Origin of the sequence: Acidaminococcus sp. (assembly GCF_050873445.1) — a bacterium.
GTDB lineage: Bacteria > Bacillota > Negativicutes > Acidaminococcales > Acidaminococcaceae > Acidaminococcus.
Map to the genome: position 1 here is coordinate 11966 of NZ_JBNMIU010000018.1, position 21526 is coordinate 33491.

25 protein-coding genes and 1 pseudogene are annotated in these 21526 nt (G+C 55.0%); all 26 read right to left on the minus strand.

Annotation, left to right across the window (positions count from 1 at the left end; all coding sequences use genetic code 11):
- Positions 1-42: 42 nt before the first annotated feature.
- Complete coding sequence (gene glmS, locus ACR0QW_RS04655) at positions 43-1872, minus strand: glutamine--fructose-6-phosphate transaminase (isomerizing) (RefSeq protein WP_432642549.1); 1830 nt, start codon at positions 1870-1872, stop codon at positions 43-45.
- A 418-nt stretch (positions 1873-2290) separates the two neighbouring features.
- Entirely contained in the window at positions 2291-2953 is a 663-nt protein-coding gene (locus tag ACR0QW_RS04660) for a histidine phosphatase family protein (RefSeq protein ID WP_432642550.1), read from the minus strand.
- A gap of 59 nt (positions 2954-3012) precedes the next feature.
- Positions 3013-3810, minus strand: coding sequence for an RNA-binding protein (locus tag ACR0QW_RS04665; RefSeq protein ID WP_432642551.1), 798 nt, complete (start codon positions 3808-3810; stop codon positions 3013-3015).
- 1 nt (position 3811) lies between these two features.
- Positions 3812-4630 carry a pyrroline-5-carboxylate reductase gene (gene proC, locus ACR0QW_RS04670; RefSeq protein WP_432642552.1) on the minus strand — a complete coding sequence of 273 codons (819 nt, stop codon included), beginning with the start codon at positions 4628-4630 and terminating at the stop codon, positions 3812-3814.
- A complete protein-coding gene (locus tag ACR0QW_RS04675) occupies positions 4618-5238 on the minus strand; it encodes a cell division protein SepF (RefSeq protein WP_432642553.1) in 621 nt (206 codons plus the stop codon). Before ACR0QW_RS04675 ends, proC begins: the two co-directional genes overlap by 13 nt.
- 18 nt (positions 5239-5256) lie before the next feature.
- Complete coding sequence (locus ACR0QW_RS04680; protein WP_432642554.1) at positions 5257-5961, minus strand: YggS family pyridoxal phosphate-dependent enzyme; 705 nt, start codon at positions 5959-5961, stop codon at positions 5257-5259.
- A gap of 17 nt (positions 5962-5978) precedes the next feature.
- Complete coding sequence (gene pgeF, locus ACR0QW_RS04685; RefSeq protein WP_432642555.1) at positions 5979-6785, minus strand: peptidoglycan editing factor PgeF; 807 nt, start codon at positions 6783-6785, stop codon at positions 5979-5981.
- A gap of 145 nt (positions 6786-6930) precedes the next feature.
- Positions 6931-8406, minus strand: a complete 1476-nt coding sequence (pap, locus tag ACR0QW_RS04690) for a polyphosphate:AMP phosphotransferase (protein ID WP_432642556.1) — start codon at positions 8404-8406, stop codon at positions 6931-6933.
- A gap of 90 nt (positions 8407-8496) precedes the next feature.
- Entirely contained in the window at positions 8497-9492 is a 996-nt protein-coding gene (locus ACR0QW_RS04695) for a 2-hydroxyacid dehydrogenase (RefSeq protein WP_432642557.1), read from the minus strand.
- Positions 9493-9668: 176 nt separating this feature from the next.
- Positions 9669-10055, minus strand: a complete 387-nt coding sequence (locus ACR0QW_RS04700) for a desulfoferrodoxin family protein (RefSeq protein ID WP_432642558.1) — start codon at positions 10053-10055, stop codon at positions 9669-9671.
- A gap of 102 nt (positions 10056-10157) precedes the next feature.
- The gene (locus tag ACR0QW_RS04705) at positions 10158-11018 is read right to left on the minus strand and encodes a protease inhibitor I42 family protein (protein WP_432642559.1); all 861 of its coding nucleotides are present in this window, start codon (positions 11016-11018) and stop codon (positions 10158-10160) included.
- A 64-nt stretch (positions 11019-11082) separates the two neighbouring features.
- Positions 11083-11925, minus strand: coding sequence for a hypothetical protein (locus ACR0QW_RS04710; protein WP_432642560.1), 843 nt, complete (start codon positions 11923-11925; stop codon positions 11083-11085).
- Positions 11915-12418 (minus strand): hypothetical protein, encoded by a 504-nt coding sequence (locus ACR0QW_RS04715; protein ID WP_432642561.1) that lies wholly within the window; start codon positions 12416-12418, stop codon positions 11915-11917. The genes ACR0QW_RS04710 and ACR0QW_RS04715 overlap by 11 nt, the downstream gene beginning before the upstream one ends.
- Complete coding sequence (locus ACR0QW_RS04720) at positions 12405-12725, minus strand: hypothetical protein (protein ID WP_432642562.1); 321 nt, start codon at positions 12723-12725, stop codon at positions 12405-12407. Before ACR0QW_RS04720 ends, ACR0QW_RS04715 begins: the two co-directional genes overlap by 14 nt.
- On the minus strand, positions 12718-13170 hold the full coding sequence (locus tag ACR0QW_RS04725) for a hypothetical protein (protein ID WP_432642563.1): 453 nt from the start codon (positions 13168-13170) through the stop codon (positions 12718-12720). Before ACR0QW_RS04725 ends, ACR0QW_RS04720 begins: the two co-directional genes overlap by 8 nt.
- Positions 13167-13577 (minus strand): type II secretion system protein, encoded by a 411-nt coding sequence (locus ACR0QW_RS04730; protein ID WP_432642564.1) that lies wholly within the window; start codon positions 13575-13577, stop codon positions 13167-13169. Before ACR0QW_RS04730 ends, ACR0QW_RS04725 begins: the two co-directional genes overlap by 4 nt.
- 15 nt (positions 13578-13592) lie before the next feature.
- On the minus strand, positions 13593-14618 hold the full coding sequence (locus tag ACR0QW_RS04735; protein WP_432642565.1) for a type II secretion system F family protein: 1026 nt from the start codon (positions 14616-14618) through the stop codon (positions 13593-13595).
- A gap of 168 nt (positions 14619-14786) precedes the next feature.
- Positions 14787-16130 carry a phosphoglucosamine mutase gene (glmM, locus tag ACR0QW_RS04740; protein ID WP_432642566.1) on the minus strand — a complete coding sequence of 448 codons (1344 nt, stop codon included), beginning with the start codon at positions 16128-16130 and terminating at the stop codon, positions 14787-14789.
- 33 nt (positions 16131-16163) lie between these two features.
- Positions 16164-16814, minus strand: a complete 651-nt coding sequence (gene hisIE / locus ACR0QW_RS04745) for a bifunctional phosphoribosyl-AMP cyclohydrolase/phosphoribosyl-ATP diphosphatase HisIE (protein ID WP_432642567.1) — start codon at positions 16812-16814, stop codon at positions 16164-16166.
- Positions 16811-17569, minus strand: a complete 759-nt coding sequence (gene hisF, locus ACR0QW_RS04750; protein ID WP_432642568.1) for an imidazole glycerol phosphate synthase subunit HisF — start codon at positions 17567-17569, stop codon at positions 16811-16813. Before hisF ends, hisIE begins: the two co-directional genes overlap by 4 nt.
- A gap of 4 nt (positions 17570-17573) precedes the next feature.
- Positions 17574-18302 carry a 1-(5-phosphoribosyl)-5-[(5-phosphoribosylamino)methylideneamino]imidazole-4-carboxamide isomerase gene (gene hisA, locus ACR0QW_RS04755; RefSeq protein ID WP_432642569.1) on the minus strand — a complete coding sequence of 243 codons (729 nt, stop codon included), beginning with the start codon at positions 18300-18302 and terminating at the stop codon, positions 17574-17576.
- The gene (gene hisH / locus ACR0QW_RS04760) at positions 18299-18913 is read right to left on the minus strand and encodes an imidazole glycerol phosphate synthase subunit HisH (protein ID WP_432642570.1); all 615 of its coding nucleotides are present in this window, start codon (positions 18911-18913) and stop codon (positions 18299-18301) included. The genes hisA and hisH overlap by 4 nt, the downstream gene beginning before the upstream one ends.
- Before the next feature lies 1 nt (position 18914).
- The gene (hisB, locus tag ACR0QW_RS04765) at positions 18915-19502 is read right to left on the minus strand and encodes an imidazoleglycerol-phosphate dehydratase HisB (RefSeq protein WP_432642571.1); all 588 of its coding nucleotides are present in this window, start codon (positions 19500-19502) and stop codon (positions 18915-18917) included.
- A gap of 16 nt (positions 19503-19518) precedes the next feature.
- On the minus strand, positions 19519-20670 hold the full coding sequence (locus tag ACR0QW_RS04770; protein ID WP_432642572.1) for a pyridoxal phosphate-dependent aminotransferase: 1152 nt from the start codon (positions 20668-20670) through the stop codon (positions 19519-19521).
- Positions 20671-20684: 14 nt separating this feature from the next.
- A complete protein-coding gene (hisG, locus tag ACR0QW_RS04775; RefSeq protein ID WP_432642573.1) occupies positions 20685-21332 on the minus strand; it encodes an ATP phosphoribosyltransferase in 648 nt (215 codons plus the stop codon).
- A gap of 13 nt (positions 21333-21345) precedes the next feature.
- Positions 21346-21526, minus strand: a pseudogene (locus ACR0QW_RS04780) (ATP phosphoribosyltransferase regulatory subunit); the annotation flags it as partial.

Consider the following 21526-nt stretch of genomic DNA (forward strand, 5'->3'; position numbering starts at 1 on the left):
AAGAGCGGCCCGCTCAGCAGGTCGCTCTTTCGAAATTGTTTTTTATTCCACAGTAACACTTTTTGCCAGGTTCCGGGGTTTATCCACATCACACCCTCTGGCCAGGGCTGCATAGTAAGCCAGCAGCTGCAGAGGAATCACCGCCAGGATCGGAGCCAGGTCTTCATCGGCCCTCGGTATGATGATCACACTGTCCGCATGCTTGGCCAGCTCGGTATCTCCTTCCATGCCGATACCGATGACGATGGCGCCACGGCTCTTTACTTCCACCAGGTTGCTGATGGTCTTGTCATAGATATTGCTCTGCGTGGCCAGGACAATGACCGGCACCCCTTCCGTAATCAGAGCCAGGGTCCCGTGCTTCAACTCACCCGCCGCATAGGCTTCTGCATGGATATAGGATATTTCCTTCAATTTCAGGGCACCTTCCAGAGCCACGGCATAGTCCAGGCTCCGGCCCAGGAAGAATGCATCTTCCCGATTGGCATAATTGTTGGCGTATACTTTGATCTGGTCCACATGGTCCAGGATGTCATGCATCCGTTCCGGCACTTCCAGTACGGCCTGGATCAGTGCATGCAGCCGTTCATCACTGAGTTTGCCCACCAGATGAGAAATATACATGGAAAGCAGCAGCATGATGATCAGCTGGGTAGTATAGGCCTTTGTGGAAGCCACGGCAATTTCCGGGCCCGCATAGGTGTAGACCACCTGATCGGCTTCCCGGGCAATAGAGGATCCCACCACGTTGGTCACGGCCATGGTCCGGGCACCCCGCCGTTTGGCTTCCTTCAGAGCTTCCAGGGTATCACTGGTCTCACCGCTCTGGCTGACCACGATGCACATGCAGTGTTCGTCAATGATCGGATCCCGATACCGGAATTCGCTGGCGATGTCCACTTCCACCGGGATCCGGGCCATTTTTTCAATGTAGTACTTGCCCACGATGCCCGCATGATAGGCAGTCCCACAGGCCACGATGAAAATTTTCTTCAGATCCTTAAAAGTTTCCGCAGTCCAATTCAGTTCATCAAAAGTCACTTTGTCGCTGTCCTTGCTCACCCGGCCACGCAGGGTATCCCGGACAGCTTTGGGCTGTTCATAGATTTCCTTCAGCATGAAGTGTTCGAAACCGCCCTTTTCAGCAGCTTCAGCGTTCCAGTTTACCCGGAACACTTCCTTGTTGATCTTCCTGCCATTCAGATCCTTCACGACCACCTTGTCTGCTTCCACAATGGCCATTTCCCCATCGCTGAGGATATAGGTGTCCCGCGTCTTATTGATGATGGCCGGGATATCGGAGGCAATATAGTTTTCACCTTTGCCCAGGCCGATGACCAGCGGGTTGTTCTTTTTGGCGCAGATCAGTTTGCTGGGATCCTTGGCACACAGGAACACCAGGGAATAGGATCCCTGAATGGTATGCAGCACCTTGCGGACTGTGCTTTCAAAATCCCCGTTCCACAGATCGGCCATCAGATGGGGTACGATTTCCGTATCCGTATCAGACAGGAAATGGTGGCCTTTCTTCAGCAGATCCTGTTTCAACGGCATGTAATTTTCGATAATCCCGTTGTGGACTACGGCAAAGGTACCGCTTTCGTCCATATGGGGATGGGCATTGATATCGCTGGGTTTCCCGTGAGTGGCCCAGCGGGTATGGCCAATGCCGAGGGTACCCACCGGTTCACGTCCTACGATTTTCTGCCGCAGGGCATCCAGACGGCCCACGCATTTTTCCACGTTGATCTTGCCGTCATTGTAAACGGCGATACCCGCAGAATCGTATCCTCTATATTCCAGTTTGCTCAGCCCTTCCATTAAAAATGGCGTAGCCTGATGTCGTCCAATGTAACCAACAATACCGCACATAGTGTATATCTTCCTCCTGATGTGTTTGTAGTTACCGTCTGCCGCGGTTCCTTCTGTATGCCCCCGTTGCCGGAAGGTTTTGTAGAACCGTTTACGGTCTGCAGCTTACCGAGAGGCATCCGCTGACGTTTCGATGAACCTCTTCCTCGTCGGCCGGAACCGCGTTCCGGCACCTGCGCTCAAAGATATGCAATGATCCCGTCCCCGTTCCCCCCTCAAAGAACAGGCGGCCAGCCAGAGCGGTATCCCCGGCTGACATGTCACTACAGATACTTTATCATACACTAAATGGCACAGAATGGCAAGAGCAGGCACAACAGGCATTCCATGCAAAAAAGCCGAAGGCGATTTTTCACCTTCGGCTGGTATCCAGTGCCTGCTGACCAGGAATAAGATGATTGCGTTGCAGCGATTCCCCTCATTCTCCAAACGGAAACCCGAACAGCTGGAACTGAGGTCTTCCGTATAAATAGCTGGTATCATTCAGGTCGAACACCGCATGCTCGCCCCACTTGTTCACCCCCAGCACCGTCATGGACGCCGGACGGATATCAAAAGAAATCTTCTTGTCCGCCACTTCCTCGATGCTGAGCCCCAGCCAGTCGAACAGCATGTTCTGGATAGTCCCCTTATGGGATACGATGATCAAGTCTCCCTGCTGATGTTCCACCAGCTTCCGGAACCCTTCCACCGTCCGTTCGTAGAAACTGCGCCGGGTCTCACCCCCGTCGTAGTTGATGTGATCCAGCTCCCGGCCAGTCACCGGCGGATGGTAGAATGCCCTGGCTTCCTTTTTGGACAGCCCCGCTGCCCGGCCGTTGTTCTTCTCCCGCAAAAAAGGAAAGCATTCCACCGGCCCGGCCTGGAGCTTCTCAGCAATGATCTGAGCCCCGGTACGGGCTCGCTGCAGATCACTGGCCACCACTTTCGGTGCTGGATGGCCGGCAAAATCCCTTGCCAGGCATTCCGCCAGTTCGGCAAACTGAGAAAGTCCCTTTTCAGTCAGGGCTGAATCCGTCCAGCCCCCGGTCAGTTCATGGATATGATGATCAGCTTCCCCATGTCGGATCAGTAGTATCATGATGGTTTTCTCCATTGGCTAGTGCCTAGTGACAGGGTGTGAAAATGATTTTCACATCTCTAAATATACCGTTTCAATGTAATCGCGTACCGCCCTTTTTTCGTAGTACCGCGCACTTCGGCCAGCTCCACTCTCCCCCGGCTGCGGAAGGAAATTACATCCCCCTCTTTTACCGTCTGGGACGGGCTCTTTGCGTCCTGCCAGTTCAGCTTTACGTTCTGTCCTTTAATCTCATCCGCCATACGGCTGCGGCTGACACCGTACCCGCTGGCTGCCACCGCATCCAGCCGCAGGGCTGCCACCGTGGCACTGATCAATTTGATTTTCTGTTCTTTCTCCTTCAGCTCGCTGAGAGGGATCTCTTTCACTTCCACCGTAGCCGCACCGATCTTGGTCAGGTTGCTGAGCACGTAATCCACCATAGGAGTATCCACCACAATCTGGGCTCCCTCATCGATGAACACGATGTCGCCCAGGATCTCCCGTTTGCAGCCCAGTCCCATAAAGGCCCCCAGCACATCCCGGTGGCCGATTTCATAGTACCGTTTATCCCACAAGATCTCCAGGGCTGTAATGGCAAAATCCGGCTGGCCGTAGAAGTCTTCGCTGACGAAAGCAGCCTTCTGCCGCTCCGCATTGTGGAACCCCCCGTTCAGCTCATACCGTACCTGGGGAAAGTTGGCGGCCACGATTTCCGCCACGTTCTGGCCGTGGGGGTCAAGGAACCCCGTCACTTTGAACCGGCGGCTCTTCCGGGCCCCGTCAGCCAGGTCCAGCAGCTGGGCAGCCAGCTCTTCGTCGCCGCTGGCCTTGAAATAGCGTAATACTGTCTCCCGTTGTTGTTGGTTGTTTGCCATATTATTTCTTCAATGCGGCACTCCGGTCCAGAACGGCCTGTACCGCATCGTAAAACGCTCCTCTCACTGCATGGTTTTCCAGGGCTTTGATCCCTGCAATCGTCGTGCCGCCGGGACTGGTCACCTGATCCCGCAGCTGGGCCGGATGCAGCCCGGTTTTCAATGCCATCATTCCGCTGCCCGCCATGGTCTGAGCCGCCAGTTTAATGGCCATTGCCCGGGGCAGCCCTGCCATCACGCCGGCATCGGCCAGTGCATCGATGACCACGAACATATAGCCGGGGCCGCAGCCGCTGATGGCCGTAATGGCTTCCATGGCCTTTTCGTCCACCCGTACGGTTTCGCCGCAGCTGTTGAAGATGGCTTCTGCCACCTCCATGAAATCTTCATTCACCTGGTCATCACCGGTCAGGGCCGTCATTCCCATCCCCACAGCCAGCGGAGTATTGGGCATGGTGCGGATTACCGGATGACCCGGCACCAGGTCATGCAGCATGGCCAGATCGTAGCTCCCCATAATGGACAGGATCCGGACTTTGGCCGGCAGAGCCCCCACCAGTTCTTTCGTCACAGCTGCCCTGGCCATCTGCGGTTTCACCGCCAGGATCACCAGATCGGCGTCCTTTACAGCTTCTTTGTTGTCGCCGGTTACAGCAATATCATAGGTATCCTTCAGATAAGCCTGCCGTTTGGCTGTAGGCACTGCAGCGGTCACCTGTTCCTTCGTCACCAGGTTTCCGTTCAGGATGCCCTTCAAAATGGCTTCCCCCATGGCCCCACAGCCAATGAACGTGATTTTCATATCATTTAACGCTGCCATGGATCATTACTCCCTTCCGAACCGAAATTGGTATTTTCCGTATCGATATCCACATTAGGTGGAGCGCACACCAGCAAGTTCCGTCCGATTTTCCGCAACGTGCCGTCCAGAGCATAAATGGTACCGCTGATGAAGTCGATGATCCGTTTGCGCACATCTGCGTCAGTATCTTCGAAGTTGATGACCACAGGCTGGTTCTTGCACAGATAATCGGCCATCTTCTGGCTGTCGTTGAAGTCAATGGGCTCGATGACCACTACGCTGACCGGATTCCGGTTCACCGGCATGGAAAGTACCTTGTCCCCGCTGCGGGTGGTGCTGCGCGGTTCCTCGGTTTCACGTCCATAATCCCTGCTGTAGTCCTTGCCGTAATCCTTGTCGAACACCTTGTCATAGGGTTTTTCGTAGGATTTTTCATAGGGCTTGTCGCCGGCTGTTTCGTTATCCTTTTCGAAGCTCTTTTCCCGCCAGCTGGAACCGCTGCCGAACATGGGAACCACCTTGCTGTCGTCTTCCTGTTCAGGACCATTTTCCACCGATTCTTCTTCCCGGTTGTTCCCGGAATACAGGCCGAAATAAGACAGGAATTTCTTGAATGCGTTTTTCATGTTTTCCACCATTTCTTTTTAAAATTTCAGGGAGTAGTCCCGGGCTCCGAACAGGGCGGACCCTACCCGCACCTCGTTGGCTCCTTCTTCCACAGCAATCCAGTAATCGTGGGTCATGCCCATGGAGAGGATGTCCACAGCATCACTTTTCAGAACATCCTTCAGATATACAAAGTCTTGATATCCGGCAGCGAACACGGGACGGGTCTCTTCCACATGGTCCGTAGCCTGTGCAATCACCATCACGCCCCGCACCCGGATATGGGGATACTTCTTCAGTTCCGGGATGGCTGCCCGGAAGTCATCCGGAGCAAAGCCGCTTTTCTGCACTTCGCCGGCTTCATTGATCTGCAGCAGCACATCCTGTACCTTTTCCAGTTCGGCTGCGGCCTTTTCCAGGTGGGCCAGGATTTTCAGGCTATCCACACTTTCAATCATGGCAAAGTGTTCGACCGCGTGTTTGGCCTTATTGGTCTGCAAGTGACCGATCAGATGCCAATTACCACCGGGCGGCAGCACAGCCTGTTTGTGCATGGCTTCCTGCACCCGGTTTTCACCGATTTCCGTCAGACCACAAGCCAGGGTATCGGTAACTACAGAAGCCGGGTGATTCTTGGTCACAGCCAGGATAGTCACCTGATCACCGGTAATCTTAGATCCGGTCCGTTTGGCCAGAGCCTCCTTGATTTTGGCTTGTACCGCTGCAATATTGTCTTGTAACATGGGAAACCCCATCTCCTTCATGATTTTCTCCATAAAATTGCCGCCAGGCGGCCCGTTTTGCCTTTTTCCCTGCGGTAGGAAAAATATTCCTCGTTGTGGCAGCAGGTACATATCTCTGCTACATTGATGTTCTCCGGTTTCACACCTGCTTCCACCAGCTGCCGCCGGTTCAGCTCCCACAGATCCAGCAGGTAATGTCCTGTGCCATGGGGTGCAAAACATCCTTCGAACCCCCTGGCCTGTTCCCGTACTTTCTCATCCACTTCGTAGCAACAAGGCCCGATGCTGGGCCCGATACCTGCTACAATAGCTTCCGGCCTTGTGCCGTACCAGTCATGCATGGCCTTCACACCCTTCTGGGCGATGCGGCCCACACTGCCCCGCCAGCCCGCATGGAGCACAGTAATAGCGCTGCTTTGGGTATCCACCAGCAGTACTGGCGTGCAGTCTGCGTAGAACAGCATCAGGGGCAGATCCTTGCAGTCCGTCAGCAGACCATCGGTATCCGGAAGCGTCGTTCCCAGCTCCAGGGCACCCCGGCCGGCTTCTGCCTCCGTGACTCTGGCCAATACCGTACCATGCACCTGGGCGCAGGTGGCCGTCCGGGCAAGGACAAACCCCATAGCGCTGGCAGCTTTCTGCCGGTTGCGCACCACCTTTTCCGGGTTGTCCCCCACATGAAGGGCCATATCCAGGCCACCGGCCGCAAGGTCGCTTTCCCCGCCGATCCGGCAGGTAAAGCCATGCCCCACTCCCAGGGCTGACCAGGCAGGGAAACAGCCCCACCGGATTCCGTCTTTTTCAGTAAAAGCAAATCCCGCCATTTCCCTTTCACTCCTTTTTCATGATGAGTCGTCAGCAGATTGTAATTGGTAAAGGATATCATTTCCTGTACCAGCTGCTTTTTCCCCACTCACAGTAACTTTTATTTTACTGTTTTTTCTCCTGTTTGTAAACGTAATCGTTGCTTTACTTCAATACGCTTTCCATGCGACCGATCATGGTTTCCAGGACCTTTAGGCGGGCAAACAATTTATTGTTGGCCTCCACCACCGTCCAGGGGGCCTCCCTGGTATCCGTGCGATACAGCATCTCGTCCACCGCATCCACGTACTGATCCCATTTAGAGCGGTTCCGCCAGTCTTCCGCCGTAATCTTCCAGGTCTTGCTGGGGTCACTTTCCCGGGCCTGGAACCGTTTCAGCTGTTCTTCGCTGCTGATCTGCATCCAGAACTTCTGGACGATGATCCCCTGTTTCACCCACTGGTGCTCCATATCATTGATTTCCTCATAGGCCCGGCGCCATTCACTGATTTTGGCAAATCCCTCGATGCGCTCTACCAGGACCCGGCCATACCATGTGCGGTCGAAAATGGCGATTTCACCGGGGCAGGGCACCTTGGTCCAGAACCGCCACAGGTAATGGAACTGCTTTTCCCATTCGTTGGGGGCACTCACCGGATTCACCCGGTACCCCAGGGGATCAAGGGATTCGGACAGCCGCTTGATGGCACCGCCCTTTCCCCCCGCATCCTGCCCCTCAAAGGCAATGATGGTGCTGATTTTCCGTTTGGCCAGCTCATACTGCAGCTCGCCCAGCCGTTTCTGGTATTTTTTCAGTTTCTTTTCGTATTCTTCCTGATCCATGGGCTGATCCGGATTGTACCGGCTCAGGATATTGGGAACACTCAGATCCTTCACCGGACCTTTTTCCGGATCCACCGGGCGCTTTTTATCCTTCAAGGCTTCCTCCAGGGCCGTAATCAGCACCCGGAATACCGCTTCGATGCCCGTGCGCTTATCCTCCATGGGGACCACATGCCAGGGGGCGGCATCAGTATTGGTAGCTGCCAGCATTCTTTCGTACACATCCCGATAGGCGCCATAGTCGATACCCTCGATGCCCGCCGGAGCCAATTTCTCCCAGCGGCTGCCCAGAGCCTCCCTGCCCTTATCCAGATTTTCCCGCTGCTGCTTTTTGGAAATGTGGGTAAAAATCTTGACGACCACATAACCTCCCTGCGTCAGCTCCCGCTCGAAGTTGTTGATTTCTTCAAAGCTGATGTGGTACCATTCCGAAGCCTCATCCGGATCTCCTACCGCATGTTCATTCCGCAGGAAGTACCAGGCCCGGTGATGGATGCAAATCTGGCCCGCTGGCGGCAGCTCTTTCCAGAATTGCAGGAAAAATGGACTTTCCTTCTGCTTCTCTGTGGTCTTGGAAGCAGAATACACCCGAAAGCCACGCGGGTCCAGGGCATGGATTACCTTGCTGATCAGCTGGCTGCGCCAGGAAGCCCGGAACCCTTCGAACAGGATGATCACCGGAATCCCGGCATCCCGGATGGAACGCTGCAGAAACCCCAGACGGTTTTCCTCCTCACCGATTCTTTGATTATATTCTTCTTTGGAAAGCTTTGTTTTCAAGTCGATTTTATCTAACACAGGGTCCCCTTCTTTCCAATTGATTGCTGTATCCTCATTATAGCACAAAAAAGGCACCGCTTTTGTGCGGTGCCTTGTGAAGGATCAGACTTATTTAATCTGGTTCGGGCATTCTTTGCCTTCGGACAGTTCCTTCAGGTTCTGATAGGAGATTTCCACCATGTTCTTAACGGCTTCGTCAGTGTAAGAACCCAGATGCGGAGTGATCAGCACTCTCGGATACAGGTCAACCAGTTTTTCGAACAGCGGGTTGGACAGTTTTTGTCCTTGCAGATCTTTGCCGAACAGTTCAGCTTCGCCGTCGATAACATCGCAGCCGTAACCGCCCAGTTTGCCGCTTTCCACAGCTTCGATGACAGCAGCGGTATCAGCCAGCTGGCCACGAGCACAGTTCACCAGGATGGCCCCGTCTTTCATCTTGTTCAGGAATTCTTTCGTAACCACAGCGCCGTTTTCTTTGATGTACGGAGCATGGATGGTGATGATATCGGATTTTGCCAGCAGTTCATCCAGGGAAACCTGGGTGCAGTAGTCTTCGATCCCTTTGATCTGGAATACATCTTCGCCAACTACAGTAGCGCCCATGCCATGGAAGATCTGAGCAGCCACACGGCCGATACGGCCCAGGCCAACAACACCCACGGTGCAATTCCGGACTTCTTTGGAGAACATGAAGGCATCGACTTTGAAGTTTTTCTTAGCGGTGCGGCTGGTGGTGTAAGCGGTATGACGCAGCAGCATCATTGCCTGGGTTACAGCCAGTTCAGCGATGGCGTTAGGGGAATAACGGGGAACGAAAGCCATGGGGAAGCCCAGTTGTTTGGCATATTCCTTATCGATATGATCCGTGCCGGCAGTACGGGTCAGAATGTATTTCACACCCAGTTCCTTGTAAATGTCCAGGTTTTGTTTGTTGGCAAAGCAGTTGCCGCGCAGGATCACTGCATCAAAACCCTTAGCCATTTCAGCGGTTTCTTTCGTATTCAGATAATCAGGAACGCATTTGATTTCGTAGCCAAATTCTTTGTTGCAAGCTTCGAAAATCGGCAGTTCAACATCTCTAACACCATAACATAAAACCTTCATACCAATACCTCCTATAAATGGGAAACGCAATTTGGGCAAGCCAAAACCCAGCCACACCCGTTATCTTTATTGTAGCATGGAAAAGGAAATTTTCCAATGTTTTTCGTATTTTGTATACAAATTGCGTGAAAATTTTAAAAAGCGCCGCGAAGCATCCCGCAGCGCTTTTCTTTGGCTCACAGTCCAGATTCTTTTTTCCACAGCCCATGCAGGTTGCAATAGGCGTAAGCAGCTTCTACTTCATCGCCGTCCACCAGGGCGAACTCTGCTTTCGGAGCATCTCCCGGCTGCAGTTCTTTTCTCTGGTTCCCCTGTTTGGTATGCAGGCTGATCCATTCAATATAATGGGCTGCCAGCATGGGATGCAGCACGGAACTTACGGTCACGGTAACCAGGTTCCCCTTTACTTCAATCACAGGAATGTGTTTTTCCTGAGCGGCGTCCGTGGTATTGGGAACCAGTTCTTCCATCTTCTGGCCGCAGCACATTACCGGTACGCCGGTTTCCTTTACAACAGCAATGATCTTCCCACAATGAGCGCATTTGTAGAATTTCTGTTCCATAAAGAGCCCTCCTCGCAGTACAAAAATAAAGGTTGTCAGGTAATCAGGTTTGCGTTTAATTTACAGAATAATCATACCATATTTCCGTAACAGAAGAAAGTCCTATTCCACGTGGAACTTGTATACCCGTTCCCGCAGGGGTGCTGCCAGGTTCTTGCCGTACAGGGCCTTCAGCTGGTAATCCCCGGGCTTGTGGAAGCTGGCGAACAGGATGGTTACCCCGGGAGAACCGGCTGCCCCGGTGGGATTCTGCATGGGCAGGGTAAAGGAATGCCCCAGATTCACGAAACCTTCCTGACTGCTCTGGTCGGTCAGGACCCACTGGTTTCCGCTGGTGGGGTTGGCTTCCATGTACAGGGCCACCAGCTCTCCGGCCTTCAAAGGCAAGGTCATCCCTTCGGCAGAAGCGTCCAGTTTGTAGCTGGTCAGCAGCCGGGCCCCTTCGGCCACATTCAGGGCCTTCAGGATCTGGGTATAAGGGATCAACGTGTCATAGGGGCCATCCTGGGTGCTGGCGATCCGCACTCCGTTTTCGGCAAACACATACGATTTGCCCTGGAGTTTTTTCGCATATTCGGCGCTGTTAATATAGAACAGGTCTTTATCCTCTACCAGATTGCCGTCAGTGGTGTCCAGGTTCATTCCGGCATAGACGGTCCGGTTGCCCTGGGCCTTCAGGATCACACTGAACATGGAAGGTCGATTCACGGTCACTTCATAGCTCAGGACAGCCTGACCTCCGGCAGCCTTGCCCAGAGCGTTGGCCTTTTCCTTGATCAGATGGTTCAGGTTATTCTGCTGGTAGGCTTCCTTCAGACCGTCCGCAAAGGGAACTACACCGGAAGCCTTGCCGCTGCTGTAGCTTTCCGAAAGCAGCGTCGTATGGCCAAAAGCAAAGGCCGAAAGAGGCAGCGACAAAGAAAGCCCCAGAGTCAAAGCGGCAAAAGATTTTTTCAGATGCATGGGCTGTTTCCTCCTTTTTACTTTTTTATCATACCACAGATAAATGGAGAAAGTGTGAAAAAGGCTATTTCCATGCCGTCACGAACTCTTCCAGCACTTTGCCGTCGGGCAGGAATTCCGCTCCTTCTTCCACCGTGACCCTGCCTCTGGCGGCCAGGATACCTCTGACTCTGCATCCGGCCATAAGACGCATATCGCCGCCAGAATACAGGTACACCTTGTCCAGCCTGGCTCCGGGGCATACGGTCATATCTCCCTGGTTCAAAATCCGGAAATCTCCCTGCACACGGCTGCCCCGCTGAAAGGTTACAGGCCCGCTGACCACCAGAATGCCCCGACCGGTCATCTTCTTTTCCAGCTGCCACCCGGTGCGGCCTTTACAGAACTCCCCACTCAGAGGCATCGCCAGCCGGCGGGATTGCGGCAGCTCACAGGGGGCATCTTGGTACAGCTGGTTCCAGTCTACGGTCAGAGTACGAGAAGCCCGCCCATTCTCATAGATTCCCATGGGCAGAAAAGGCAGTTTCTCCTTTACCCCGGGCATTGTCACTGCCAATCTTTCCCCGATGAGCAGGGGCCAGTTTTCCGGGTCCAGCAACTGCAAGCGTTCCCGGTGGATCAGTTCCTTTTTCTCCCCCTTCAAAGCCACGGAAACCGGTGGGCAGTCCGGCCGGAACCGGAAAGCTGGCAGAGTTCTTGTTTCTCCGGGTTTCAGCAGCGGTTCCCCCGTCCGCACCTGCTCCAGGCTCCACAAAAGTTCTGCCCACTGCCGTGCCTCCTGCCGCAGAGTCTGGGCCTCCAGTTCCTGTCCGGCAGTCCTGACCAGTACCAGCGTGAGCCCTGAGGCCAGCAGCAGGCACACCAGCACGACCAGGCTCACCAGTCCCGGCTCTTTTTTACGCTCCATAACGATACACCTTGTCCAATTCCGTTTCCTGGCCCGTCTGCCGATACCGCAGTCCCAAATGCCAGTGGATCCGTTTCCCCGGCAGAGCTTCCACGGAAAACCCGGTCACTTCTATATGGGGCGATGTCAGAGGATTGACCCCCTTCTGCCGGCTTTCCTGGTTCCAGGTGCCCTTGTACAGAGCAGGGACATGGGCAGTAGACGACATGGCCACGAAGAAGGTCCATTGAGCCTGGGTATATCGATGATAACATTCCAGCTCCACCCCGTGCTTTCCCTCCACCACCCTGGCCTGAGAAACAGAGGACAACAGTGCCGCCTCCAGCCGGGTGTGCAGATCCCGCTGGCTCCGCTGCAGTTCCCTGCGTCCCTGGATCCGTTGAAAAGAAAGAGCCATACTGGGAAGCGCTTTCACCAAACTGCCGGCCACCGCCAGCACCAGGAATAGTGCCAGAACGCCTTCCGCCATCAGGAATCCCCTAGCTTTTTTCATAGCCTGCTCCACAGCCCACCAGGTGATCCTTCCAATAGAGCCGCACCTGCCGCAGCTGCACCCCTGGAATTCCAGATACCGGCTGGATTTCCACCTCCACCCGATAGTCCGCGTCCAGGTCCGCCGCACTGTGCTCGCCCCGCAGCAGTTCCAGAGACAGTTCCTGGGCCTCCTCCCGTTTCTGCTGCCAGTGATCCAGCCGCAGCGCCTGCTGCCAGCCCACCAGCGCCACCAGCACTCCCATACCCAGAGGCAGAGACGCCAGCAGCCCGTCCAGCAGAAAGAATCCTCCGCTCTTCCTATTCATAGACCATCCTCCCCTGCACCGGCTGGAATTGGATCATTTTGGAACGAAATCCATCCCGCCGGTCCCGCAGCCGGATACAGAAAGATTTCTCCACACCGCCGTTGGAAGTAAAAGCTCCGCCATGGCCTTCCAGAGCAAAATTCTCCAGCCCCAGCCGGGGCAGATCCAACACATTCTTATGGTACAAATCCCGCCAGGCGTAGGCACGGGCCCCTTCATCCACTACAATGAACTGCAAATGGTGACCCGTGAGGAATAAGTTCCGCTGCTGCAGAGCCGACAGGGTATCCGCCGTGGTCTGGGTGGCCAGGTCCAGCTGGCTCCGCCGGGCAAGACTCTCCAGCTGGAACAGGGCAGGGCCCGCCAGAAGGAGCCCCGTCAGCCACAATCCCAACTCAAGAAGCAGTTCCAGCAGCAAATACCCGGATGTCTTCCGCCGTCTCATGCCCCTTCCCCGCTTTTCGTAGTCCCCAGTTCGTTGCTCTTTACAGTCCGTCCATCAGAGAGCTTGCCCTGGAATACGATTTCCCCTCCTTCACCGGCACCTTCCAGTTCGATGTCCTGATATTCCCGGTCGGGTACATACTTGCCTTTCCGCAATGTGTCGATGTCTGCCGGCGCCTTGCCCGTTTCCAGCTGGTACATTTTAGCTCCGCTTTCCAGCACAGCCAGATTGGAAATGGTCTGGCTGTCCCGTGATTTGTTCATGGCCGTGTTGATGGAAGGCAGCAGTGCCGCAGCCAGCCCACCGATGATGGCCATGACGGCAATGATTTCAATCAGAGTAAAGCCATCAGATTTCTTGTGCTTGTTCCCATGGGAGATCAGATTGGACTTCAGATCGGTTTGCATTTTGTTCTCCTTTCTTTACAGAAACGATACGCCATTCATCAATTCAAATAACGGAGTCAACAGAAAAAGCAGCATTCCCCCGCAGCCCAGGGCCAGGATCAGGAGCAGCGCTGGTTCCAGAAGAGTCCGAAGCTGTTTCAGACGGTTCTGGAAGTCCTGATCCAGAATATGCGCCGCTTCCGTAAGGAGCCCGGAAAGATTTCCGCTTTCCTCCCCCAGGGCCAAGAATTCCACTGTGAGCGGGCTGAAGAGCTGGATACCTTCCCGGGCACAGTGAGAAAAGGGCCGTCCAGCCACTACCTGACGGCTCAGCCTTCTGGCTGTAAGGCGCAGGGGGCCCGCAGGCAGCATCTGAGAAGCCCGGGGCAGAGCATCATCCAGAGCCAGTCCGCCCCGCAGCAGCAGGGACAGCAGCTGCAGATAGCGGATTTCCCAGAACGTCCGGTTCAAACCTGTGATGCCCGGGCAGCGGAGCAGCCAGCGGGAGCGTTGCTGCCAGGCCAGACGGACCAGAGCACACGGGACCAGCAGGCTCACCGGCAGCAGCCAGGGTAGACGATGCAGCAGGCGGCTCAGGTCCAGAGCCCAGCGCAGACCGATGCTCATGGGCACTTTTAGAGAGTCATACAGATCCCCGAACAAAGGCAGGATGCTCCAGAAAAAGTACAGACCCAAGAGACCCGTGATACCCAGCACCAGGGCCGGGTACAGGGCAGCCTGGACCAGGGCCCGCTGATTTTCCCGTTTTTTCTGATAAAATACAGCCAGCTGCTGGAACACCTGGGCCAGCTGCCCGCTCAATTCCCCTCCTTCTGCCAGTACGCAGGCCAGATTTCCCACCTGTTTGCACTGCCGATAAAGGGCCTGGGAAAGAGAGCTTCCCCTGCGCAGCTGAGCAGCGAGCTGGATGCAGACCCGTCCCGTTTCCCCGCCGCATTGCCGTCCCAGCGCCTCCAGAGCCGGCAGCAACGGCAAACCGCCCTGGAGCAGCAGTCCCAGGCGGCGGAATAAAGTTTCCCGCTGCAGCGTAGAAAGTGCCATGGATTTCACCTCCTTTCGTAAGAAATATCCCCTCCCTACCCTAGTTCGCCCCTCAGTCAAAAAATCCTTCCGCCAAAACCGCCAACCGTCATTAAGTGCAAAAAGACCGTCAAGTTTGGTAACAAAAAAAGAGAACGCCCGCAAGCGCTCTCTTTTTCCGCAATCAATTTATGCCAATTCCCGTCTCACCACTTCTGCAATGGCTTCCGTAATATGGTCCAGTTCTACCTGGTTGGGGCCCTGAGCCATGATCCGAATCAAAGGTTCAGTACCGCTGGCTCTCACCAGCACCTGGCCGTCATCGCCCAGTTCTTCCGTGTACCGGCGGACCACATCAGCGATGGCCGTATTTTCCTGCCAGCCGTTCTTGTCCTTCACCCGCACATTCAACAGAGTCTGGGGATATTTCACCATCTGGGCCCCCAGCTGGCTCAGTGTCTGGTTATGCCGCACCAGGCTGCTCAGCAGGTTCACTGCCGTCATCATCCCGTCACCCGTACGCACCAGGTCGCCGAAGATAATATGGCCGCTTTGCTCGCCGCCCAGTTTGTAATCGTGCTTCAGCATCTCTTCCAGTACGTAGCGATCGCCCACACTGGTCTTTACCGTACGGCCGCCGTGTTCCTTCATGGCTTTTGCCAGGCCCACGTTGCTCATCACCGTGGTCACCAGTACATTGTCCTTCAGCTTACCGGCCTTCATCAGGTCCAGGGCGCAGATCAGCATGATCTGGTCCCCGTCCAGAGGATCGCCGTTTTCGTCCACAGCCAGCAGCCGATCGGCGTCACCGTCGTTGGCCAGGCCCACATCGGCCCCCATTTCCTTCACTTTGGCCTGCAAGGCTTCCAGATGGGTGGAACCACATCCGTTATTGATGTTGATACCGTTGGGTTCATAAAAAATGGGGATTACATGGGCCCCCAGGGTACGCAGGATGGCTGGAGCAATTTCGCTGTTGGCTCCGTTTGCACAGTCCATGACCACTTTCAGCCCATTCAGCTTCACCGGACAGTTTTCCACGATATGCTGCACGTATTCCATGCCCATATCCGGTTCGTTGATTACGGTGCCCAGGTTGCTGCCGGTCACAGTCTGGGTATAATCCACCGGCTGTTTCACAATGGCTTCGATTTCGTCTTCCACAGCGTCAGGAAGTTTGTATCCAGTACGGGCAAAGAACTTGATTCCGTTATCCTCAAAGGGATTGTGGGAAGCGGAAATCACCACCCCTGCATTGGCTTCCAGTTTTTCTGTCAAATAGGAAACCGCCGGTGTAGGAATGACACCCAGAAGGTGCGCATTGCCCCCTGCACTGCAGATGCCGGCCGCCAGGGCGCTTTCCAGCATGGTGCCCGAAAGCCGGGTATCCCGCCCAATCAGGATTTTGGGTGTCTTTACTTCCCTTCCAAAATACTGGGCCGCTGCCCGCCCCAGTTTATATGCCAGTTCCGCATTCAGTACAGGACCATTGGCGACGCCGCGTACGCCGTCCGTTCCAAACAATCTAGCCATGTGAGCCCTCCAGCTTTACACGTATTTTGCTGCTTATTTTTCGTTTTCTACCTTTCGGCCTGCCATCTCCACCAGCATCTCGCCCGGTGTGATGTTATGGTAAGCCAACAGCACTAAGCAATGATACCATAAATCGCCCATCTCGTAAACAACCTGCTCTGCATCGTTGTTCTTGGATGCCAGGAGGGTCCGGGTAGTCTCGGTACTCAGTTTTTCCAGCAGTTTGTCCTGGCTGGGAGCCGGCAGTAATTTCTGCGCAGCCTTCTGTTTTTCCTGATAGCACTGGATCTGCTTATACAGTTCGTTGATCACCTGGGGCAGCCGGTTATCAGCCACAGGCAGGCTCTCGCCGGAAGCACTGTTCCACAGAGGGTTGAAAAAGCAGGAATAATGGCCCGTATGGCAGGCGGCACCCTTCTGCTCCACCTTCACCAGCAGGGTATCTCCATCGCAGTCGTAAGTAATGCTGTATACCTTCTGGGTATGGCCGCTGGTAGCGCCCTTATTCCACAGTTCCTGCCGACTGCGGCTCCAGAACCAGGTATACCCGGTCTCGATGGTGCGGGCCAGACTTTCGCCGTTCATATAGGCCAGCATCAGAACTTTGTCGTTTCTTACATCCTGCACAATGGCCGGGATCAGGCCCCGGTCATCGAATTTCAATTTGCTTACATCCAGTTTCATAACCGTACGTCCACTCCTTTATTCCGCAAGTATTCCTTCACCTGGCGGATGGAAAACGTTCCATAATGGAATACGGAAGCGGCCAGAGCTGCATCAGCCTTACCGGCCGTGAGCACTTCATAGAAGTCTTCCAGGGAGCCTGCCCCGCCGCTGGCAATCACAGGTACGGATACCGCTTCAGCCACTTTCCGGGTCAGCGGGATATCAAAGCCGTCCTTGGTGCCGTCTGCATCCATACTGGTCAGCAGGATTTCACCTGCTCCCAGGCCCACAGCCTTCCTGATCCACTCCAAGGCATCCAGCCCTGTAGGGGTGTGCCCCCCGTTGATGTATACTTCCCAGGAATCTTCTCCCCGCCGTTTGGCATCCACGGCCAAGACCACACACTGGTTGCCGAAGGCTTCCGCACCCCGGGTAATCAGACCCGGATCTTTGACTGCCGCCGTATTCAGGCTGGTCTTGTCGGCTCCGGCCAAAAGGACCGCACGCATATCTTCAATGGAAGAAATGCCGCCGCCCACAGTCAGGGGCATGAACACTTCTCTTGCAGTCCGTTCGATGGTCTTGACCATGGATTTGCGCTTTTCCAGAGACGCAGTGATGTCCAGGAACACCAGTTCATCGGCCTGTTCCTTTTCGTACAGGCCAGCCAGTTCCACTGGGTCACCTGCATCCCGCAGGCCCACGAAGTTGGTCCCCTTTACCACCCGTCCGTCTTTTACGTCCAAACAGGGTATGATCCGTTTTGCCAACATGGCTCTACGCCTCCTTCGCAATCGCTACAGCCTGGCGAAGGTCAATGGCGCCGGTATATAACGCCTTTCCTATAATACACCCTTCGATGCCGTCTGTTTCTCTTTTTTTCAACATTTTCAAATCTTCCAGGCTGGCCACTCCGCCGCTGGCGGTAACTTTCAGCCCGCTCGCCTTCGCAACGGCCACTGTGGCTTCCACGTTCACGCCGCTGAGCATCCCGTCCCGGGCAATATCCGTGAAGATGATGCGCTGCACCCCGGCGTCGGCCATCTTTTTGGCCAGCTCTTCCGCCTGGATATGGCCGCTGGTTTCCCAGCCTTCCACAGCTACGTCCCCGTTCCTGGCATCGATGCCCGCCACAATGCGGCCCGGATAGGCCCTGCAGGCTTCTCTCACCAAGTCCGGATCCTTCACTGCAGCGGAGCCCAGGATCACCTGTTGCACTCCGGCTGTCAGCAGCCGTTCAATATGGCTCATGCTGCGGATGCCGCCCCCGGCTTCGATGGGGATACCGCCCTGTTCCATAATAGCCCTGATAGCCGCCAGGTTCTGGCTTTCACCGGCCAGAGCTCCGTCCAGGTCCACCACATGGATGGAACTGGCTCCCGCACCGGCCCATTCCCTGGCCATGGCGCCCGGATCCGTGCTGTAGATTGTTTCTTTGGAAAAATCGCCCTTTACCAGGCGGACACAGTTGCCGCCCCGCAGGTCGATGGCAGGATAGATATTCATAGCTTCCACTCCTTAAAGGCTTTCAGCATGGCCAGGCCCGCAAAGCTGGATTTTTCCGGATGGAACTGGAAGCCCTGCACGCTGCCCCGGCCCACACTGGCGGTGATCTTTGCTCCATAATCGCACACAGAGGTGATGATGCCGGGATCTTCCGGCACTGCATGATAGCTGTGGACGAAGTATACATATTTCCCGTCCGCATCCTTCAGGAGCGGGGACGGATTCACCGCAGCAATCCGGTTCCAGCCCATGTGAGGGATCTTGTACGGCGTCACGATTTTCTTCACCTGGCCCTTAAAGAACCCCAGGCCCTTTACACCAGGACTTTCTTCACTGCTTTCAAACAGCAGCTGTTCGCCCAGGCAGATGCCCAGGAAGGGTTTGCCGCTTGCCAGGGCTTCCTGGACAGCTTCCTCCAGCCCCCGAGACCGCATGGTTTCCATACAGTCGCCGAAGGAGCCTACCCCGGGCAGGATCACCCTGGGAGCGTCTTTGATTACCTGGGGATCCGAAGAGACCAGGGGATCGGCTCCGATTTTCAGCAGGCCATTATATACCGAGTGCAGATTGCCCCGGCCGTAGTCGATGATGACGATGGTATCTTTATCCATATCACAGTGCTCCCTTGCTGCTCATCACCCCGTGCACCCGGGGATCCATGGCCACAGCCTGGCTCATGGCCCGGGCCACGCCCTTGAAGATGGCTTCCAGCATATGGTGGGTGTTCTTGCCGTAGGGCACATTGATATGCAGGGTCAGCCCGCAGTTCATGGCCACCGCCCGGAAAAAGTCCTCACCCATTTCCGTGTCGAAATTACCCAGAGTCACCCGGGGAATGATGTCCGCATTCCATACCAGATAGGGCCGGCCGGAAAAGTCCAGAGCGATTTCGGCCAGGGCTTCATCCATGGGCAGCAGAAAACTGCCATACCGATGGATGCCCTTCTTGTCGCCCAGGGCCTGTGCAATGGCCTGCCCCAAAGCGATGCCTACATCTTCCACCGTATGATGACAGTCCACTTCCAGGTCGCCCTTGGCCCGCACCGTCAGATCCATAAAAGAATGGACCGCCAGCAGGGTCAGCATATGATCCAGAAATCCCACGCCGGTGGCGATATCCGCCTTGCCGGTGCCGTCCAAATCCAGCTTCACGCTGATCTGGGTCTCTTTCGTATTCCGTTCGATCTTACCTTCCCGCATAGCCCTATGCCTCCTGTTACTGTACGATTTCTTTGATGGCCCCGATGATCTTGGGATTTTCCTCCGCCGTGCCGATGGAGATCCGCAGACCGCCCGGCAACCGGCTGTTCTGGCTGAAGTCCCGTACCAGTACCCGCTTCTTCAGCAGTTCATGGAACAGGCAACTGCCTGCTGCCCTGGCTTTTTCAGCACTGGGCAGATCCCGGGCACCTGCTTTGTCCGCCAGTTTATCCAGCACCTTCCCTGCCGGCATAGCCAGCAAAAAATTGGTGGCGCTGGGCAGTACCCGAAAGCCCATGGATTCCAGATGTTCCCGCAGATACCGGCGGCCGGTGACCACCATGTCCACCCGTTCCTTCAATACCTCCGGCTTACTGAACAGCAGTTCCGCCGTCAAAATGGAAAAACCATTCACTGTGTAGGGCAGCAATACTTTTTTCAGGATTTTCATCACTGCCGGACTGCCGATGCCGTAACCAATCCGCAGATTGGCCAGTCCGTATGCTTTGGAAAAGGTCCGCAGCACCAGCAAGTTATCCACTTCGTTCACCAGATTCAGAGTGGACAGGGTTTTAGGATCTCCCTCCTCTACCGTAAATTCCATGTAGGCTTCATCCATGATCACCGGGCATTCCACACTCCGGATGATTTTTTCCATCGTCTCATGGCTGTTGTAGTTGCCCGTGGGGTTGTTGGGATTGCAGATAATCAGCAGTGCCGGTTTCTGTTCTCTGGCAAAATCGATGACCACATCCGGATCCACAAAACCATCTGCTGTCAGAGGGAACAGTACCGGTTCGCTGTCCGCCAGGACAGCGTAGGTCTGGTACATGCTGAAACTGGGAGCAGGAGAAGCAATCTTGCGGCCTGGGCCACCGAAAGCATAGCAGGCTTTTTCCAAAAGTTCGCTGGAACCATTGCCCAGCACCACCTGAGCCGGATCGAAACCCAGCGTTTCACCAATGGCGGCGCACAGATCCTCGCCGTGCATGGAAGGGTACCGGTTAAAGGCATGTTCTGCCAGCCGCTGGCCCAGTTCCAGCCGCAGTTCCGGCGTCATGTCCCAGTTGGTTTCGTTGGCATTGACAATGATATCCGCATCGGGTACTGTTTCCACCTGATACTCTTCGATCCGGGCAAGCGTATCCCGCGGTTGTATATTGCTCATGGGGAGATTCCTCCTTATTTTTGTTCTTCTGCCAGCACGACTTTCAGATCTTCCACCAGCTTCTTGATCCTGTCATACTGCATCTTGAAGCTGACCTTATTTGCGATCAACCTGGCCGTACTGGGAAAGACGCTGACAATTTCCTTCAATTTATTTTCCCGCAGTGTCCGGCCCGTCTGCACAATATCCACGATGCTGTCACTGAGCCCTACGATGGGACCCAGTTCGATGGAACCGTTCAGTTTGATGATCTCCATCTGCATGCCCAGCTTGTCGAAAAACGCAGCAGCACAGCGGGGATATTTGGTGGCCACCCGCATATGGGCGTAATCCGTCAGTTCCGGCAGCACCTTGGCTTCCGGCACCGCCATCATCAGGTGGCAGCCCCCGTACCCCATATCCAGCAGCTCGTAGATATCTTTCTGTTCCTCATTCAGCACATCCTTGCCGATAATCCCGATATCGGCGGCGCCATATTCCACATAGGTAGGCAAATCCACCGTTTTTACAATCAGGAACTTTACTTTCGTTTCTTCATTGGTAATGACCAGTTTCCGGGAATCTTCCACCACATTTTCCGCAGAGTAGCCTACTTTGGCCAGGAGCTCCACGCTTTTTGCAAACAGTTTCCCTTTGGGCAGGGCAATCGTTAAATAATCCATTGTATCGTCTCTCCTATCCTACATAGGCTACAGCTTCGCACCGGTTGGCCGCACAGGCCTTGGCCGCTTCTTCCGGGGTAAGGGCATTGGTAGCAACTTTCACGTTCTTGCCGCCAGATCGCAGTTCCATGGCCTTTGCAATGGCCTTGGCCTGGCACCCGGGTGCCCAGGCTACGTTAATGTCCCATTTGGAC